The 17,769-nt window shown below is 71.2% G+C and carries 14 protein-coding genes; 4 read left to right on the top strand and 10 right to left on the bottom strand.

What is annotated here, in order from left to right; all coding sequences use genetic code 11:
- Positions 1–5: 5 nt before the first annotated feature.
- The 3 genes from ACGFXC_RS35805 to ACGFXC_RS35795 are packed head-to-tail and all read right to left on the bottom strand — an operon-like array spanning position 6 to position 3,090.
- Positions 6–1,031, bottom strand: a complete 1,026-nt coding sequence (locus ACGFXC_RS35805; protein WP_393719104.1) for a serine hydrolase domain-containing protein — start codon at positions 1,029–1,031, stop codon at positions 6–8.
- On the bottom strand, positions 1,028–2,356 hold the full coding sequence (locus tag ACGFXC_RS35800; protein ID WP_393719103.1) for a UDP-N-acetylglucosamine 1-carboxyvinyltransferase: 1,329 nt from the start codon (positions 2,354–2,356) through the stop codon (positions 1,028–1,030). The genes ACGFXC_RS35805 and ACGFXC_RS35800 overlap by 4 nt, the downstream gene beginning before the upstream one ends.
- Positions 2,357–2,361: 5 nt before the next feature.
- Positions 2,362–3,090, bottom strand: a complete 729-nt coding sequence (locus ACGFXC_RS35795; RefSeq protein WP_393719102.1) for a hypothetical protein — start codon at positions 3,088–3,090, stop codon at positions 2,362–2,364.
- A 190-nt stretch (positions 3,091–3,280) separates the two neighbouring features.
- Here ACGFXC_RS35795 and ACGFXC_RS35790 point away from each other — a divergent pair, with 190 nt between their 5' ends.
- Together ACGFXC_RS35790 and ACGFXC_RS35785 are read left to right on the top strand one after the other, a co-directional pair.
- Positions 3,281–4,675 carry a sporulation protein gene (locus ACGFXC_RS35790; RefSeq protein WP_393719101.1) on the top strand — a complete coding sequence of 465 codons (1,395 nt, stop codon included), beginning with the start codon at positions 3,281–3,283 and terminating at the stop codon, positions 4,673–4,675.
- Positions 4,676–5,144: 469 nt separating this feature from the next.
- Positions 5,145–6,296, top strand: a complete 1,152-nt coding sequence (locus ACGFXC_RS35785) for a methyltransferase domain-containing protein (RefSeq protein WP_393719100.1) — start codon at positions 5,145–5,147, stop codon at positions 6,294–6,296.
- 1,287 nt (positions 6,297–7,583) lie between these two features.
- Here ACGFXC_RS35785 and ACGFXC_RS35780 read toward each other — a convergent pair.
- From ACGFXC_RS35780 to ACGFXC_RS35760, 5 genes are all read right to left on the bottom strand, one after another.
- Positions 7,584–7,847, bottom strand: coding sequence for a hypothetical protein (locus ACGFXC_RS35780; RefSeq protein WP_393719099.1), 264 nt, complete (start codon positions 7,845–7,847; stop codon positions 7,584–7,586).
- Positions 7,848–8,105: 258 nt separating this feature from the next.
- Positions 8,106–8,798: a response regulator gene (locus ACGFXC_RS35775; RefSeq protein ID WP_393719098.1), complete on the bottom strand. Its 693-nt coding sequence runs from the start codon at positions 8,796–8,798 to the stop codon at positions 8,106–8,108.
- A 3-nt stretch (positions 8,799–8,801) separates the two neighbouring features.
- Entirely contained in the window at positions 8,802–9,956 is a 1,155-nt protein-coding gene (locus tag ACGFXC_RS35770) for a sensor histidine kinase (RefSeq protein ID WP_393719097.1), read from the bottom strand.
- A gap of 40 nt (positions 9,957–9,996) precedes the next feature.
- On the bottom strand, positions 9,997–10,941 hold the full coding sequence (locus ACGFXC_RS35765) for a CPBP family intramembrane glutamic endopeptidase (protein ID WP_393719096.1): 945 nt from the start codon (positions 10,939–10,941) through the stop codon (positions 9,997–9,999).
- 821 nt (positions 10,942–11,762) lie between these two features.
- Positions 11,763–12,104 carry a hypothetical protein gene (locus tag ACGFXC_RS35760; RefSeq protein WP_393719095.1) on the bottom strand — a complete coding sequence of 114 codons (342 nt, stop codon included), beginning with the start codon at positions 12,102–12,104 and terminating at the stop codon, positions 11,763–11,765.
- Positions 12,105–12,217: 113 nt separating this feature from the next.
- Between ACGFXC_RS35760 and ACGFXC_RS35755 the strand changes: the two genes are divergently transcribed.
- Both ACGFXC_RS35755 and ACGFXC_RS35750 read left to right on the top strand, forming a co-directional pair.
- Complete coding sequence (locus tag ACGFXC_RS35755) at positions 12,218–12,631, top strand: hypothetical protein (RefSeq protein WP_393719094.1); 414 nt, start codon at positions 12,218–12,220, stop codon at positions 12,629–12,631.
- Positions 12,628–13,719, top strand: coding sequence for an FG-GAP-like repeat-containing protein (locus ACGFXC_RS35750; protein ID WP_393719093.1), 1,092 nt, complete (start codon positions 12,628–12,630; stop codon positions 13,717–13,719). The genes ACGFXC_RS35755 and ACGFXC_RS35750 overlap by 4 nt, the downstream gene beginning before the upstream one ends.
- Before the next feature lie 425 nt (positions 13,720–14,144).
- Here ACGFXC_RS35750 and ACGFXC_RS35745 read toward each other — a convergent pair whose 3' ends face one another.
- Both ACGFXC_RS35745 and ACGFXC_RS35740 read right to left on the bottom strand, forming a co-directional pair.
- Entirely contained in the window at positions 14,145–15,149 is a 1,005-nt protein-coding gene (locus tag ACGFXC_RS35745) for an alpha/beta fold hydrolase (RefSeq protein ID WP_393719118.1), read from the bottom strand.
- A gap of 45 nt (positions 15,150–15,194) precedes the next feature.
- The gene (locus ACGFXC_RS35740; RefSeq protein WP_393719092.1) at positions 15,195–16,850 is read right to left on the bottom strand and encodes an alpha/beta hydrolase; all 1,656 of its coding nucleotides are present in this window, start codon (positions 16,848–16,850) and stop codon (positions 15,195–15,197) included.
- Positions 16,851–17,769 lie beyond the last annotated feature (919 nt).

The following is a 17,769-nucleotide window of genomic DNA, read 5'->3' as shown; positions in this document are numbered from 1 at the left end:
GGGTGTCAGGTGGCGGTGATGGTCTTGAGGGCGAGGGCGCGCAGGGGGGCGATCTTTTTGCGGGCTTCGCCGTGGTAGACGGCGTTGGTGAGGATGGCGAGGTAGCGGCCGGCGGCGGGGTTGAGGTAGAGGCTGGTGCCGGTGAAGCCGTGGTGGTAGGCGACTCCGCCGGGGGCGACGATCCAGGAGAGGCCGCGGTCGAGGCCGGTCTCGATCGGCGCGAAGGGGAGCATGGAGGTGCGGAGCCAGCCGTGGAGTCGGCTGGCGGGGTCGATGAGGTATTCGGCGTAGCGGGCGAGGTCGCGGGCGGTGGAGAAGACTCCGGCGTGACCGGCGACGCCTCCGAGGAGGGCGGCGTTGTCGTCGTGGGCCTGGCCCCAGATCCGGGGGGCGCCGGGGATCCGCTGCTCGGTGGGGGCGACCTGCGGGGTCCGGGCGACGGGCCCGTAGGTGGTGCCGCTCATGCCGAGGTCGTCCCACAGGGCGCGGCCGAGTTCGTCGAGCGGGCGGCGGTGGGCGTGGGCGAGGGCCAGGCCGAGGAGGATGTAGCCGCGGTTGATGTAGCGGTGGGTGCCGGGCTCGGCTTCGAGGCCTTCGCGGCACAGGAGTTCGTGCAGGGGCGTCTCGGTGCCGCGGTAGCGGTCGAGGCGGGTGGAGGCCTTCAGTCCGGCGGTGTGGGTGAGGAGCTGCTCGATCGTGGCGTCCCCGCTGGAAGCGGGGCCCTCGATCGCGGGCAGGAAGTCGCGCACCGGGGCCGACCGCACGAGGATCTCCGTGTCGAAGGCCTGGCAGACGAGCGGCCAGGTGGCGACGACCTTCGTCAGGGACGCGATGTCGTAGACGGTGTCCGGGCCGGGGGCGGTGTCGCCGAGTTCGTCGGCGACGCGGCCGGCCTTGAGGAAGCGAGGGGGCTCGCCCAGGGTGCCCAGGGCGATGACGCCGCCGGGGGTGGCGCCGTCGGCGACGGCCTGGTCGAGGGTGTCGGCGAAGCGGGCGGTGTCGGCGGACGTGAACGGGACGAGCTGGGTCATCGGCGGGCCTCCGCGGTGGTGGTGATGTCGGCACCCAGCGCGGCGAGGTTGGGCAGCAGGCGGCCGTAGCCGCGCGCGAGGTGGTACATGCCGCCGATCGTAGAGGTGCCCTCGGCCACCAGGGCGGCAATCAGCAGGGCGGTGACGGCCCGGATGTCCGCCGCCTGTACGTCGGCGGCGCGCAGTCGGGCCGGGCCGTTGATGCGGATGTCCTGCCCGTCGGCCGTGATGTCTGCGCCGAACGCGCGCAGGGGTGCGGCGTGGGTGTCGCGGCGGGGGTAGACGGCCTCGAAGATGTGGCTGGTTCCGGTCGCCTGGGTGAGCAGGGCGGCGAGCTGGGGGGCGGTGTCGGTGGGCAGGCCGGGGTGCGGGCCGGTACGGGCCCGCACCGCGCGCAGGCCGTCCGGCCCCGTGGCGGCCCGGATGCCTGCGTCGTGGGAGGTGAGGATCAGGCCCGCGTCGGCGAGGAGCTGGCGCTGGGCCTCGGGGAGTTCGGGCAGGGTGATCCCGTCGAGTTCGATGGCGCCGCCGGTCGCGGCGGTCGCCATGATCATGGTGGCGGCCTCGATCCGGTCCCCGGCGACGGTGAACTCGCCTCCCTCGATCCGGTCACCACCGTGGACGTGGATGCCCTCGCCGTCCCAGGCCGCCCGCACGCCGCGCTCGGTCAGGAAGCGGAGGGTCTCGGTGACCTCCGGCTCGATGCTCGGGCCGGTGATCAGGGACTCCCCCGGGGTCCGGGCGGCAAGGAGCAGCGCGCTGACGGTGGCGCCGAGGGAGGGCCCGTACGGGGTGGAGACGTCCACGCGGAACGCGCGCAGTGTCCGGCTGGTGGGGAGGGCGGCGTGGATGGTGCGGCCGTGCTCGTCGACGGTGACGGTGGCGCCGGCGGCTTCCATGGCGGCGAGGTGGCGGTCGATCAGGCGGGGGCAGAAGGCGTCGCCGCCGGGGGCGGAGAAGGTGACGGATCCGGTGCGGGCGAGGACGGCTGCGGCGAGGACCGCGGTGGTGCGGACCTTCGCGCCGAGGTCGTGGTGGATGACCGGGCGCAGGTTCGGGGTGGGGACGACGTGGAAGGTGCCGTCGCCGGGGGCGTGGGTGTGGGTTCCGGTGTGGGTGAGGATCTGGGCGCAGACGCCGGTGTCGAGAATCTTTGGTGCCTGGTGCAGGACGAGTTCGGTGTCGGCCAGGAGGGCGGCGGCGTAGAGGTGGAGGGCGATGTTCTTGCTGCCCTGGACGCGGATCCGGCCGGTGAGGCGTCGGCCGCCGGTGATCTGGATGAGCTGCTGGTCGGCTGCGCGGGTGGCGAGCGTGGGGGTGGTCATGCGGGTCACCGGACCCGGGATCCGGCGGGCATGAAGCCGCCGAGCTGGGTGCGGGGGTAGATGACGGTGCCCGGGCCGATCAGCGTTCCCGGGCACAGGACGGTGCCGGCGCACAGGGTGACGCCGTCGCCGATGACCGCGCCGAACTTCGTCTGCCCGGTGCCGTACTTGCGGCCGCCGAGCGACACGGTGATCTCCTTCGTCGCGGGCTCGGTGACGGGGCCTGCGCTGGAGAGCAGGCCGGTGGTGGAGGAGAACGCGCCGAAGTTGACGCCGGAGCCGATCACGGAGTCGCCGATGAAGCAGGCGTGCTTCGCGAAGACGACCGCGCCGAGGAGGCTGCGGGTGATCTCGGCGCCGAAGCCGACCTGGGTACGCGGGCCGACGACGACGTGGTCACGGACGTACGCCCCGGCGGCGATGACGGCGCCCTCGCAGACCAGGACCGGGCCCACGACCCGGGCGCCGGCCTCGATGCGGGCGCCGGGCTGGACGATGACCGTGCCGGTGACGTGCGCGCCGTCCTCGATCACGCCTCCCCCGGTCAGGCCGTTCCGTTCCGGGTGGGTGAGGTCGGCGGTCAGGGTGGGCTTGATGTCGAAGACGGTCGTGCAGCGGCCCAGCAGGCCGGTGACGTACGCGCCGAGCTGGTCGTGCCGGAGGTAGTAGGCGGGGGTGAGCTCGTCGGCGACGGTCTCGGATCCCGGGGCGGGGGTGAGCAGGGTGGGGCTCATGGCGGCTCCTGTGCCGGGTGGCCGGTGGGATGCCTTAAGGAAACCGCCGCTGTCCTGGGACTGGGCAGGCTCACAAAGGGGGCTCACAACTCACAAACCGGCGACGGACCGTGGGCTGCGGGCCTACCCTGCTGCTCCCGGCTCGGGCACGCTCCGCCGTGACCGGGTCTTCGTGAAGGAGGTGCCCGTGATGGCTCCGACCCCGCGCCGGGCCAAGCCGCCCAACTTCGCTCTGGAGCGCCTGCTGGCCTCCAGCGGCATGAGCCATCACGCGCTGGCCCGCCGGGTGAACGAACTCGCCGGGCAGGCTGGGTTGCACGTGGCCTACACCCATACGAGTGTCGTGAACTGGACCCGCCGCGGCATGGCCCCGAAGGCCCCTATGCCCGAGTTCATCGCGCGTGCGCTGGGCGAACGGCTCGGCCGGCCCGTCGACGTCGCCGAGATCGGTATGAAGACGGTGCGCGAGAACACGGCGGAACTCGGGTTGGATTTCCCCCGGGACACCGCCGAAGCCGTTCGGCACGCCGTGAGTTTCTGGAGCACCGTGGAACACCTGGACCGCCGCGCCTTCCTGAACAAGGCCTTCGCCGTGGGCGCGTACGCGACCCCCGTCGCCCGCTGGCTCGGCGTTCCCGTCGACCCGGGCTCCGGGCACCACGGCAGCAGGCGGGTCGGGCACCAGGACCTGGCGGAGCTGTGGCAGGCCGCCGACGAAGCGCAGCGGTGGGACTCGCAGTACGGCGGCGGGACCTGGCGGGCCTCCTCGGTCACCCACTGCCTCACCCTGCGGGCCGTCCCGCTCCTGCACGGCTCCTACACTGATGACGTCGGGCGGGGCCTGTCCGCGGTCACCGCCGAACTTGCCCGGGTGGCTGGGTGGAGCGCGGTCGACACCGGGCACCACGACGTCGCCCAGCGGCACTTCATCCAGGCCCTCCGAATGGCCAAGGCGGGCGGCGCCGTGGACATCGGCTGCCACGTCATGGCCAACATGGCCCTTCAAGCGCTGCTGCGCGGGTACCACGAGGAAGCCATCGACATGGTCCAGGGCGCCTACGACCGCGCCCGCGGGCGGGCCGGCCACCGGGTCCTGGGGTTCGCCAAGCTGATCGAGGCCCGCGCCCACGCCAGAGCGAATGACGCACGGGCTGCCTCCGCCGCCCTCGCCGCCTCCGAACGCTGCCTCGAAGCGGCAGACCGCGACGCCGACGAGCCGGCCTGGATCCGGTACTTCACCCACACCCGGCTCGCCTCCGACGCCGTCGAGGTCCACCGGGACCTGCGCAACCCGGCCGCGGCCTGGCGGTGGAACGCCCAAGCCGACGCGATGAGCCCGGACAGCTTCGCCCGCTCGGTCGGCCTGCGCCTGACCGTCCTGGCCACCACCCACCTTCAGCAGCGCGAGCTCGACCAGGGCCTCGCCGTCGGGCACCGGGCCATCGACATCCTGGGCCGCGTCGCCTCCGCCCGCGCCCGCGACTACGTCGCCGACATCACCACGACCATCGCCCCCTGGCACCGCGAGAGGCCCGCCGCCGAGTTCCTCCACCGGGCCCGCACCGAGCCCGCACTCGTCTCCTGAAATCCGGCTGCCCAGCCTGTGAACCGCCCAGGAGCGGCACGCTCGGCGAGTCCGTGTTCAGCTCCTGCGCGCGCCCCCAGCCCGGGCGCGGGCCCGGACGGCTATGGCCCGGCCGGTCCGGCGGCACCACAGGCCCAGCAGGAACGGGCGCGCGGGCGTAAGCCTTCACCCCGCTCCCCCGGCCGCCGCCAGCACGGACGCGGGCGCACACCCGACCGCGCGCCCTCCGAGCCCGACCCCCGCCCGGAGTAAGGCCGCTCGCTCCTTGGGGACCGGGACGGCCGATTGCCGTCTTCCCTTCACGTTCCGTGTCCACGAGACTACGGGTTCCGATCTGCGGTGAGGGAGGCGCTCGGTGGGCAAGCACGGGGACGGCAAGGGCGGGACCGACGGGGACAAGCAGCAGTCCCCGAAAGAGTCCGACGGGCAGTGGACCAAGCCGGTGTCCAACCCCCCGAAGAAGTAGCCGATGCCCTCCCCCGACGAACTCGCCCGGATCCTCACCGCCAAGGGCTCCCTCGGCGAGACGTGGGCCGACACGGTGCGGGCGGTGCCGCGGGAGCTGTTCGTTCCCGACCAGATCGAGGTCGGCGACACCGTCCTCTCCCGGGCGCAGGATCCGGCCGGGTGGGCGCGGGCTGTCTATGACGATGTGCCGGTCACCACGCAGGTCAATGACGGGCTGCCGGTGGGTGAGGGCGGGTACCGGCTGCCGACGTCGTCGAGTTCGATGCCGACGGTGATGCTGGAGATGCTCGGCCTCCTCGATGTCCGGGTGGGCATGCGGGTTCTTGAGGCCGGAACCGGGACCGGGTACAACGCGGCCTGGCTCAGCCACCGCCTGGGCGCGGAGAACGTCGCCTCGGTCGACATCGACGGTGGGCTGGTGGCGCGGGCCGGGAAGAATCTGGCCGCGGCAGGATATGCGCCGTATTTGGCGGTGGGGGACGCAGGGCTGGGCTGTCCATTGCGTGCGCCTTTCGACCGGCTGATCGCCACCTACACCGTGCCCGAGATCCCCTACGCCTGGGTCGAGCAGACCCCCACGGGGCGGATCGTCGCCCCGTGGGGCGGAAGCTTCTTCTCCCACTCCTACGCCGTCCTGGACGTCACCGGCGGCAAGGCGACGGGCCGGTTCACGGGGTGGCCGGCATTCATGCGGACCCGGACCGGCCGGCCCCACCGCGGCTACCTTTCCGACTTCTACCGGCAGCACGACACCGGCACCCCCAGCAGCACCCGGATCAGCCCGCGGGCGTTCACCCGCGATCCGGACGGACTGTTCTTCACGGGGCTGGCCCTGCCCGACGCCTGGTACCTCCTCGCCGAAGCCGAAGACGCCAGCGGAGAGGCCACCTTGTGGATCCTCGCCGACGACCGCGCCTCCTGGGCCACCGTCGAATACACACCCGACACCACCGACTACGACGTCGACCAGTTCGGCCCCCGCCGGCTCTGGGACGAAGCCGAAGCCGCCCTCCAGTGGTGGAGCGGGTTCGGCCGGCCCGGCCGGGACCGGGCCGGCCTGACCATCGACAGCGACGGCCAGCACCTCTGGCTCGACAACCCGGACACCCCCCTGACCGCACCAACCCGTCAGCGAAACCAGCCTTCCACCTGACGCTTGCCGAGCCTGGTGTCGGCTGGGCCCGGCACGGGGCTCCGCACCCTGCCCCACCCCGCGCCCGGGAACATCCTCCAGCGCCACATCGGTGCGCAGCCGCTCGAACCGGAGCCGGTGGCGGAGCCGTCGGCCGTGGTCTGTGGCCCAGTCGGCGGACACCTCCGCGACCAGCTGGACGGGGGCTGGCGGGCCGGCTGTGCTTACGCCCCGCCCGTGCCGCTCGCCGCCTGCCCGGCTACGGCGGCCCGGCCGTACTGCGGCACCAGATCCCGCCCGCCCGGCTCCCCGCAGCCGACGCTCACCGCGAACGCCCCGCACCTTCGGCCAGCAACGCCTGCCGCCGATACGCGGGGACCGCATCCCCCGCCAGGGCCAGCTCCCCGGGCACGACGGCGGCCGGGATGGTGGAGCGGGCGGGAGCGGGGGCCGCCGCCGGACAGAACCAGGTGGCGGGGCGCGGCCGGGGCGGAGGGCGGGCGCGTCAGGGCGTGCAAGGTCGCGTTAGCACCGCGGGCGGAAACGCAAACGTCCGGCCGCGGCCTGCCCACCCACGCGCACGGCGAGCACCAGGCCGCGACGTCCCCGGCCGTGCGCCACCGCACCTTCAGAAACCGCTCCGCGAGCGTGTGGCCTCGTTCAGGGCGATGCGGTCTTCAGTCTGTCTCGGAGGGGGTGTCCTCAGGGGATTCCTCAGCAGCGGCTGCCTGCCCGCGAAGGGCGGCGACCTCCTGGAGGTAATCCGCGCCGATCTCCCGCAGCTTCTCCTCCGTCTCCCACACCTTCCCGTGCACCCGCATACACACCCCCGAACCCCAGGCCAAAGGTGAACACCCCGGCGGCCCCCATCATCCCTCCCGGCCACAAACCCAGCCAAGACCACAACCCAACCGGCCTGAAACCGCCACCAAACCGGCCGAGAAGCCGCTAGGAACCGCCGCCGGGTACCCGGGGGCGCCAGCAGACGACCTTCCGGAACACACCCAGCCCGCCGTACGAGCCCCCACACCCGAGCACCGGCTCCAGCCCGGGCCCGGGTACGAGCTCCAGCCCGGGCGCGAGCACTCCCCCGGGCCAGGGCTCCAGCCCAGGCACGGACTCCAGCCCACGCCCGCCCGGGCACTCCAGCCTGGGCGCGGGCCCCAGCCCGGGCCCGGGCGCGGCCGGGATGTCCCGCAGCCGGTGGGGAACACTCGCAGCCCAGGCCACCCCCACGCGGCGCGGCGTCCGTCCGTCGTATCCGCAGTGCCTGCCGCACGCCGCCGGTGACCGCTCACGCGTGCGGCATCACCCGTCGGCCAGGCGCTGGATGGTCGCGCTCAGCCAGTCCTGGAGCACCGCCCGGTCACCCAGCTCGGAGCGCAGCACCCGGCGGCGGTCGATATGCCGAGCACGAACGCGTCGATCGCGGCGGCCCGGTCGCGGGGCCGCGGCGTCGTCCAGGCCGCTGGCGCGCAGGTAGCGGTGCAACAGCTCCGGCGAGTGGGTGTCGAGGAAGGCGGCCAGCGCATCCGCCGCCTCGGGGCGTTCGCCGGAGGCGCGCTGGAGCACCAGCCGCGGATCCCCTCCCGGTGCGCCGAACCAGCAGCGTGAGGGCGGCTTCCTCGGCAGTCCCAAGTGCGGGCGGCCAGGTCTGTGGTGCCGGAGCGGGACCTCAACCAGGCATCCCGTAGGTGCCTCCGTTTACGCCGGGGCATTCGGGTGTCCTGACGCAGCGCCGCCGCCCTGCGGCCTCCCGACGGCTCCCGCTACCCGGAGCCGCTGATGCCGCGCGCTCGAACAGAGAGGCGCAGCCGTGAGCTCGCAGATTCAGAGGGTGTGGGAGACCAGTCCGGTGCGGTGGGCTACCACGACGGCCTGGACGCGGTCACGCAGATCGAGTTTGGTGAGGATCCGGGACACGTAGGTCTTGACGGTCTCGGGTGCGATGAACAGCTCCTCGGCTATCTCCGTGTTCGAAAGTCCCTCGGCGAGTTGGCACAGAACGTCGAGCTCGCGCGGAGTGAGCGCTCGGACGACGTCTTCCCGCCCCGCCCTGTTGCTGTCGGCGGGTTGCAGGTGCTGGGCGTAGTGGCCTATGAGGTGGCGGGTGACGGCCGGGGCGAGGAGGGCTTCGCCGCGGGCCACCGTGCGGATGCCATTGATCATGGCTGCGGGGGGTGCGTCTTTGAGGAGGAAGCCGCTGGCGCCCGCGCGGAGTGCGTCGTAGACGTAGGAGTCGACGTTGAAGGTGGTGACGACCAGTATCTTCGGGGGATTCACAATGTCGGGGCCGGCGAGTTGGCGGGTTGCCTGGATACCGTCGAGGAGGGGCATGCGGATGTCCATGACGACCACGTCGGGGCGGAGGAGCTGTGCGGCCTGGACGGCTTCGTGTCCGTTCTCGGCCTCGCCGACGACATCCAGATCGGGCTGCGCGGAGAAGATGGTGCTGTAGCCCATGCGTACGAGTGCCTGGTCGTCGCAGACGAGTACACGGATGGGGACAGACGCGTCGGGCACGGGCTACTCCTGGACGGGCTTGAACGGGATGACGGCGTGGACTTGGAACCCGCCTTGGGACATGGTTCCGGCATGGAGCCGGCCGTCGACCATCTGTACTCGTGCGTACAGCCCGGCCAGTCCGCGGCCGCCCGCAGGGCCCGGGACAGGTACGGGTCTGGCGGCGGGTGGAGCGGTGGCCGGTGCCAGGGCGGGTGCGGCGGTAGTGACCGTGACTTCGAGGTGCTCCTCAGCGTGCTCGACGGTGACGGCTGTGGCCGAGCCGGGTGCGTGTTTGAGTGCGTTGGTCAGGGCTTCCTGGACGACCCGGTAGGCGGCCAGTTCCACGTCCACCGATCGCTCGCGCGGTATGCCCTGTTCATCGAAGTCCACGGGCTGTCCGGACCTTCGGGCCTGTATGACCAGGTCCTGGACGCGGCCCAGGGAGGGTGCCCGCTGGGCCTCATCCGGGTGGTCTGCTGCGCCGTCGCCGGTGGCCTCCAGCACGCCGAGGAGGTAGCGGAGCTCGGTCAGGGCCTGACGGCCGGTGCCGCTCACGGCCGTGAGTCCTTCCGCGGCCTTGTCGGGAGCGGAGGTCAGGACGAACTGGGCGGCGTCGGCCTGGATGACCATGGCGGTGACGTGGTGGGTTACCACGTCATGCAGTTCGCGGGCGATCCTCGCCCGCTCGGCCGCCGTGGCCAGCTCGCCCGCCAGCCGGTGGCGGTGCGCTTCTTGTACGCGTCGTGCGCGCATCGTGCTCCCCACTATCCAAAAGGCGGCCAGGAACAGGCAGAACGTGGCGAAGGCCGCGGCATTCTGCGGTGACCCGATTCCCTTCAGGGCCAGCGCCAGTGCGACGTATCCCGCACTCATCCCCGCGGCCAGGCGGTGACGCCAGGCCGCCTGGTGGGCTCCGGCGGAGAAAAGAGCCAGATACAGTCCCAGACTGGTGAACGTCGTTGCGAAGCCGAGCATCTGGTGCGCGGCGAACGCGCAGGCCACCAGGATCAGGCAGAGGGCCGGGTTACGGCGCCGAAGGGCCAGCGGCAGTGCCTGGGCAAGGACGAGACCGATCCCCAGGATGCCTACGGGACGCGGTGGGAGATCCCCAATCTGCGCCCCGATGTGGGACAGGGCCGGTATGAGGAGGGTAACCAGGCCATAGGAGCAAGCCAAGACGCCATCCCTGACAAGGACGTTTCGCCTTCCCCAGAACCTACTCCACGCCGCGAGGAAGGCCCGTCTCCCCACTCTCTGACGGAACGTCATAGCTGTCTCCTCCGGTCACAGGCTGGGGGCGTGCGGACCTGCGGGGCAGGAGTCTGCCACTGCGCCCGGCGAGGGAGAGCAGGCGGGCCGCGATCAGTACGCCGACCACAACGGTCAACAAGGCGGCTTCCAGGCCAAACCCACCCCCGGTCAGCCATGCCCCACCGTCCACTTCGACGGTGAACAGGCCTTCGGAGGGGTGTCCGGAGACCGGGATGCCGAGCAACTGCACGGTTAGGTTCCAGGCGAAGTGCACGCCCGCGACGAACCAGATGCTGCGCCGCCACAGGAACGCGGCACCCAGCATCACGCCGGCCTCCAGGGCGATAGCCAGGGAGCTCCATGCGGTGGCGTTGGGGGCGCCCAGGTGGGCGAGGCCGAAGAACAGGCCGGTGATCACGATGGCGGCCCGACTGCCCCACATCCTTTCCAGTGCCTGCAGGGCCAGGCCGCGGAACATGAGTTCCTCGGTGATTGCTGCGGCGACCTGCACCACGATCGCCCCGAAGACGACGCCGAAGAAGCCGTCGTCGGCCCAGGAGAACGAGTAGCCGCCGACCATCGTGATCAGCAGGGTGGAGACGAGGACGAAGCCCAGGCCCAGCGCACTGCCGAGCAGAACTTCGCGGCCGGCGTCGCGCCGGGCAATCTCCGGCACCGCGCGGTGTGCAAGACGGCGCATGACGAGCCAGTACACGCCGACCGCAGCAGCCGCCCCCAACAACAAAATGGGCCCCGGGCCCTCGGCGGTCAGCCCCGAGACCAGGCCGACACCCACCAGACCGATCAGCATCCAGCCCAGCGGAGCACGCAGCATCCGGCGCACGCGGCCGTCACCGTCTCGGCCAGGACCGCTCCCCTCGCAGTGCTGCGTGGTGGTCGACTCGCTCATCACGGGCCCTCTCGTCATCACGGCCACACGGGCGGCGGCCTGAACCCCAAGCTAGGAGCTGGACTCCGGCAGCGGATCACCCGTAGCGGGACATCTCCCATAGCTCTCACGGGGGATGCGCGACACCCTCAGCCATGCCACCGCCGCTTCCTGCGGTCCCAGCCCAGCCTCCGCCGGCGGGCCCGGAGTGCTGCCCCGGGGTGGCAACGGCGTCCTGCCCGTCGCCGACGGGGCACGGGCAACCGGTATCCCGTCAACGAGCAGGCCGGCCACACGTCGGCCGGGCTGGGCTCGGAGAGCCTGCGGCTCGCGCAGCTCTGCAGGGAGCGGGTGGTTCGGCAGACGCCGGGGAGAGGTCCGCAGATGCTGCTGGTGTTCGGCCCGCGTATGGACGTCGTGCCGCCTGGGCGCATCCCCCGAGCAAGCTACAGGCGGTGTCCACGCGCGGGGGATGCACACCAGGGGGCGGGGTTCGTAGCGTCGTCACGGCACAGGTTCGCGATGGCCGCTTCGTGTCCTGCGTCGGCCCCTCCCCGCCTGCGTTCACAACGAGGCTCCGCCTCCTGCCGGGCGGATACTCCTGCCGACGCTGCCTGCAGGCGATTCCACAAACCGAAAGCAAGGACCTCGCTTGCGTTTTCCCAGACCCCGCCCCTCGCCACGTCATGGGATAGCCCGGGGCCGCCCGCCAGCCGCAGGGGCGCGCCCTAGGGCAGCATCGGCCGCCGCGACGTTGGTACTGGCACTCTTGGCCGGATTGACCGTCACCCTTGGCGAAGCTGCTCCGGCGTATGCCGGCTCTCTGAGGACGACGGGGGTGATCACGTACAACCTTCAGGGGGATACGACGGGCGAGGGCGAGCGAGTGGTTCAACACGGTCAGGAACTATGCGATAGCGGCTGATGTCGTCATGGTTCAGGAGGCCGGACCTGAACTGCCCGGCGATTTCGTGGAGAACATCGTCCTGAATCCGAACGCGCCCGGCAGATCCGGGTACATCCAGCACCATCGATGGAGCCACGCCGACGGCCGTAACCGTGAACAGTTCCACATTTGCTTTCTGCAGACCGATCCGAACGGTGGCAACTACATCGGCAATCGCAACAATCTGGCTATCGTGACCCGGCAGAGGGCGGATGATATCCGCATCATCGACAATCACAACGGCGCGCCTACGGCCCGCAATGCGCTCGGCATCCGCTTGGGTAACGAGTGGTATTACTCCTTTCACGCACTGTCCGGTTCTGCGGCTGACGCGCCCGCGATGCGCGGGCGATGGCTGACAATGGCCAGGGGTGGAACTGGACCATCGGAGCAGACTTCAACACAGAGCCAGGGACTTTCGCGCAGCCGGACAACTCCTACCGCTACGCCACCGGCCTGCCCACGCAGCAGAGCAGCCGTGAGCTCGACTGGGTCCTGTCCTCGGAGCAGATCAACGACCTTCCGGTCGTACGCCGCAACGGAGAGCAGGCCGATCACTATGCCGTCCAGGTCGGCACCATGCGGGCCGCGGCCGAGCCGCCCGACCTGCGGATCCTGCCGCTGGGCGACTCCATCACCTTCGGTGCCGGCAGCTCGGACGGGTCCGGCTACCGCCGCGAGCTGTGGGAGGACCTGAAGAACCAGACCCAGACGGTCACCAGTTTCGTCGGCTCCCAGCACGACGGGGCGATCCCAACGACATGAACACCAACCGCGACCCAGGGGGCGCACCGCGACGCCTGGGCGAGCTGATCGACCGGGTGGTGCGTGACCAGCCCGATGTGGCCGTCGTGGTATCCACCCTGGTGCCCGCCCGTGACCCGGTCGTGCAGGGTCGTATCGCCGCCTACAACAACTCGATTCCCGGGGTGGTGGCCGAACGGCGGAATGCCGGGAAGCACGTGTGGATGGTCGACATGGACCCCGTCAACGTCTCCGACCTGGCAGACCTCATGCACCCCAACGACAGCGGCTACCGGAAGATGGGCGACATCTTCTACCAGGGCATCCAGTCGGTGGAGGTGGCCGGCTGGGTCAAGCCCCCGCCGGGAGGGGATACCGGGGACGGCGGCGGGCTCGGGGCACCGAACTGGTTCACCAAGGGGATGATCGCCTCCGGGTACGGGGCCTCCATCAGCCCCGACCCGCAGCCCGGCGCCGACCCTCCCGGGCCGCGCAGCGCCTACCACCTGGCCGACCTCAACGGCGACGGCCGCGACGACTACATCAAGGTCGCCGGGGACTACCGGATGGCCGGCTGGCTCAACGGCAGCGACAACCCGGCCGGCACACCCACCTGGAACCACCTCGGCCTCATCGGACCCCCGCTGCCGGCAGCGGACATCGTCGGGTTCGCGGACATCGACGGTGACCACCGGGCCGACCTGCTGCTGATCGGCGGTGGTGCCAACGGTTACATCAGCGCCTTCCACAACGCCGGCCCCGGCTCCTCCGGAGGCTGGCGATGGGACCCGTTGGGCAGGATCGCCCCAGGAGCCGGTGAACTCGGCTCCCTGGTGCGGATGGCCGACATCAATGGCGACAGCCGGGCCGACTACCTCGTCATGGGAAGGGACAACGGCTCGGTCCGCGCCTGGATCAACGGAGGTCCCTCCGCCGCCTCCGACTCCGGCTGGGCCTGGAACCCGATCGGGGAGGTCGCCTCCGGCGTCGGCGTCTCCTTCGAGCAGGTCGTCTTCGCCGACGTCACCGGCGACGGCCGCGAGGACTACATCGACATCGGCCCCGCCAACGGCTCCGTCTGGGCCTGGACCAACACTAACCCCCTGTAACACCTCAGCACACCAGGCACAATGCCCCGCGATGCTTCCCGCCGACGATCGGCCGGCAGCATCGCGGGGCATTCTCGATTGGCTGCCCGACGGCGCCTCAGTGCCATGACGCTCGGCAGGGTTGCCTGGTGGATGCCAGAGGGCTGATGCGGCGCAGAACGCGGAAGCCGAGTCCGCCCGCGGTGATGACGGCTCTCATCGAGCACACGGCTCTGCCAGGAGTTCCGTGAACGAGTTCCAGGGGTGGTCGGTAGGCGAAGGTCCGCGTCATGGGGGGGGCAAGGGCCGAGGCTCGGTGGCATTTCCGGAGCCGGTTTCGACGCCCTCTTGGGGCTACGTACCCGCGGGAGGAGGATTCAGGATACAAATCCACCGTCAGCGCCCGCCAGCCATGGCCTATCGGACCATCTCTGCGGGTCCGCCCCTCAGCTGCCCCGCTCGACTGCGCGGCGCAGGTCGTCCGCATAGGCTGCAGGCTGTTCCCAGACCGCGAAGTGCCCGCCGGCCTCGTGCTGGACGTAGTCGCGGATGTTCAGGAGGGTTTCGGCGTAGCTGCGGGGCTCGGGCTTGAGGTCGTGGGGGAAGACGGAGAGGACGGTCGGCGTGTCGATGCGTTCGGGGAGGGTGACCGGCACGGCGTAGGTGGCGAACGAGGTGCCGATCGTGCCGGTGACCCAGTAGGCGGTGACCCAGGTGAGCAGCTCGTCCTCGGTGAAGGTCTCCTGGTCGGACCAGGCTTCCAGTTTCTCGACGATCCAGACGGCGAGGCCGGCGGGCGAGTCGCCGAGGGCGACGGCGAGGGTGTTCGGCCGCGTCGCCTGCTCGGCGATGTATCCGCCCTCGGTGCGGAACCACTGTGCCGCCCGTTGGAGGTGGGCGGCTGCGTCGGGTGCGAGCCGCGTCGGGTTCGCGGTGAGGGCCCGCTGCGGGGCAACGTTCGTCAGGTGCAGGGCGGGAACCCGGTCCGGGTGGTGGGCTGCGAGGATTTCCGCGACGGTGCCGCCCACGTCGCCGCCGGAAAGCGTGTACCGGGAGTGCCCCAGCTCGTCGAGGGCGTCCGCGACGATCTCGGCCATCCGGTTCGCCGACATTCCGGGCTCGGTGAGCGGGGCCGCGAACGGGAAGCCCGGCAGGGCGGGCACCACCACGTTCAGGTCCGGGAGCAGCGGCAGGACGCGCTCGAAGCGCAGGACGGAGTCCGGCCAGCCGTGCAGCAGTACGACCACGGGGGCGCCGGGATCCGGGGACCGCTGGTGGATCACTCGCGTCTGGCTGCCGCCTGCCTGGACGGTCGCCCAGGGGAGTGCGGCGATACGGCGTTCGTGCACGCCCCAGTCAGAGCCGCCCGCCCAGCGTTCGAGCAGCGCATCCAGGCGGGCGGTGCCGATGCCGCGTGTCTCGTCGTCGCTCCACGGAGTGCTCGTGCGGATCGTCCTGCGTGCCGGCCGGCCGTGAGGCCGAGCCGGCGGGCTGGGTCATTTCACCTTCACGTCGCTGCAGGAGGTGGTCTCCTGGCCGGGGAGGCGGCCTGTGGTTAGGAAGGTGACGGTGGCCTGGTCGGCGCAGGCGGAGCCTGCGTTGTAGACGTAGTGGCCGCCGTTGTCGACGCCGACGAAGGCGGCACCTGCTCCGAGGGCCTTGTGCATGCCGAGGCCGCCGGCCCAGGGGGTGGCGTTGTCCCGGCGGTTCTGCAGGATCAGTGTGTTGCGGGGGCCGGTGGTCAGGGCGACGGGCTTCTCGGCGGGCTTGTCCCAGAAGGCACAGGGCCAGATGTTGGCGGGCATGCCGGCGGTCAGAGGCCACTTCTTCCGGTCGGCGGCGGTGCGCGTGGCGTAGCCGTCGACGTCCTTGGGCCATTGGGCGTCACCACAGGTGAGGGCCATGAACATGGTGGCCTGATTGTCCGCAGGTATGTCCTGGGGGGCCGGCGGCTGGGCCAGCACCTCCTTCAGAACTGCGGCGTCGGCCTCGGTGGGCTTGCCGTCGGCGACGTCGGTGGCAGCCCGCCAGAATCGGGCTGCCACCGGCAGCGTCTCGTCGTGCAGGAGGAGCGCGTAGGTGACGTTGCGCAGCAGCGCCCCGTCCAGTGGTACCGGTGCGCCGGGGAGCGGGGCGGGGGTGCGGTCGAGCCGGCCTGCCAGGGCGAGGTAGGTGTCGGTGACCTGCTCCGGGGTCGCGCCGAGCTTGAGGGTGGAGTCCTGCGCAGCGGCGGCACGGGCGGCGTCGGGGAAGCGTTCGGCCATGCCCTGGCCCCAGCTGTCGGCGACTTCGCGGTCCCAGACCTTGGTGGGGTCGACGTTGCCCTCCAGGATCATCCGGTCGGTACGGTCCTGGAAGAGCGAGCGGTAGACGGCTCCGAGGTAGGTGCCGTACGACTGGCCCCAGTAGGAGACCTTCTGCTCGCCGAGCGCCTCGCGGATGCGGTCCATGTCGCGGGCGGTGTTGGCGGTGGTGAAGTGACGCAGGTCCTTGCCGATCGCGTCGGCGCACTTGCGGGCGTAGGACTTGGCCAGGGTGACGTTCTTGCCGATGGAGCCGTCGGCGGCCGGGTAGGGGAACATCGCGGCGACGGACGGGTTCGGCAGTTTGCAGCTCTGCGGGGTGCTGTGGTCGACGCCGCGGGGGTCGAAGCCGATGAGGTCGTACTGGTCCCGCACTGAGGCGGGCAGTGTAGGCGCCATCGTCTCCGGCATGGAGAGCCCGCCGAGCGCCGGGCCGCCGGGGTTCAGCAGCAGGACGCCGTGCCGCTGCCCACGGCCGGTGGCGGCGAGCCGGGAGACGGCCACCTTGATCTTGGGGCCGCGCGGCTGCTGGTAATCCAGCGGCACCGCCAGGGTTGCGCAGCGCAGCTCGGAGTTGCGGGTCTGCCCGGCGGCGGGGGCCGGGCAGGCACCCCACGTGATGCGTTTGCCCTTGCCCTCTTGCCCGCCCGGGTCGGCGGCCTGGGGGCTGCCACTGGCCGGCCTCGGCCCGGTGAAGGACGAAGTCCTGGCGGGTACCGGAGCGCCGCCTTCGCACCCGACCAGCATGCCGCCGGTCAGGGCGACGACGAGCCCAGCGGCGATCCGTCGGCGTGCGGCGCGTTTGTGGGCAAGAGAACGATGTGCTGTGAAACGGGGGGAGCTGTACATGGCTCTGTCCTTGGCTGCTCGACCTGCTGACTGCGATGAGTCAACAAGAGGGCGCTGCTATCTGACGTCACCCGGCAGGGGGTGTCCGGGATAGCTCGCTCGGGGGATGGCAAGCCTGCGATATTCAGTAACAGGGCCAATTTACAAGGGAGTTGTAAGCAGCCCAGCGCCTGGTCTTCGTGCGGGATATCGGCGGGGCTGGGGCAAGTCCGGTTCTCCGAGCAGCTGCGCGCGGATCCTCGACTGCAGCGGCTCCGCCAACGGGTGCTCCGTATCCTCAGCTGCTGCTGGGCTCTTCACTTCGAAGCCGGCCCGCAGCGTGGGCCGCCGGAGCGGGGCCATCACATGCCATGGTGGCGGCCTGGAGGGCCGCTGCGCGAGCTGGGCTCGGCTGATGCCCCGTGGCGGATCTGGCCGGCAGCCTGATGGATGGCGCGTTCGGCCAGGTCTGGGCAGGCGAGGTGGATGGCGTGGTCTCGGTCGGCAGCCGTGCTGATGCGCCCTGGGCGGCTATGGCCAGCCGCTTGGGCCGGCCGCGTCTCCAGGGCTTTGCAGGGCCGGACGGTACACGGGAATGGACCGTTCCTGGTACGGCACCCCCGGGCCGGCTCACCTCCACCGGTATGGCCGGCTGCCCGTGCCGGGGCGTCCGCCAGCACGCGCTGCTCCGGCCACCGGCCCTTCAGGTGCCAGGATCTGGTTACGGACGTCGGGGGCCGGGACTGCCGGCGCCCCAGGTACCATCACGAGAAGGGCCGGTGGCGCGGCGGGCCCGTGTGGCGTCCAGAAGCACCGGACCGGCCACACTCCTCTCGTGGTCGGACACTTCGTGGGCGGCAAGGGGACCGCTCAGCGTGCTCGGCGAGGATCATATGATCGCCGTCGGCGAACCTGCTGATGACTTTCCAGCCGACCCGCA

It is taken from the genome of Streptomyces sp. NPDC048507 (assembly GCF_043199995.1).
GTDB lineage: Bacteria > Actinomycetota > Actinomycetes > Streptomycetales > Streptomycetaceae > Streptomyces.
This window is presented reverse-complemented; position numbering and strand designations above follow the sequence as displayed.

Excerpts from the sequence above, each read along its gene's own strand:
- ACGFXC_RS35805 (WP_393719104.1), bottom strand. The coding sequence starts at position 1,031 with ATGACCCAGCTCGTCCCGTTCACGTCCGCCGACACCGCCCGCTTCGCC.
- ACGFXC_RS35765 (WP_393719096.1), bottom strand. The coding sequence starts at position 10,941 with ATGAGCGAGTCGACCACCACGCAGCACTGCGAGGGGAGCGGTCCTGGC.
- ACGFXC_RS35785 (WP_393719100.1), top strand. The coding sequence starts at position 5,145 with ATGCCCTCCCCCGACGAACTCGCCCGGATCCTCACCGCCAAGGGCTCC.
- ACGFXC_RS35755 (WP_393719094.1), top strand. The coding sequence starts at position 12,218 with ATGGCTGACAATGGCCAGGGGTGGAACTGGACCATCGGAGCAGACTTC.
- ACGFXC_RS35750 (WP_393719093.1), top strand. The coding sequence starts at position 12,628 with ATGAACACCAACCGCGACCCAGGGGGCGCACCGCGACGCCTGGGCGAG.
- ACGFXC_RS35800 (WP_393719103.1), bottom strand. The coding sequence starts at position 2,356 with ATGACCACCCCCACGCTCGCCACCCGCGCAGCCGACCAGCAGCTCATC.
- ACGFXC_RS35790 (WP_393719101.1), top strand. The coding sequence starts at position 3,281 with ATGGCTCCGACCCCGCGCCGGGCCAAGCCGCCCAACTTCGCTCTGGAG.
- ACGFXC_RS35740 (WP_393719092.1), bottom strand. The coding sequence starts at position 16,850 with ATGTACAGCTCCCCCCGTTTCACAGCACATCGTTCTCTTGCCCACAAA.
- ACGFXC_RS35795 (WP_393719102.1), bottom strand. The coding sequence starts at position 3,090 with ATGAGCCCCACCCTGCTCACCCCCGCCCCGGGATCCGAGACCGTCGCC.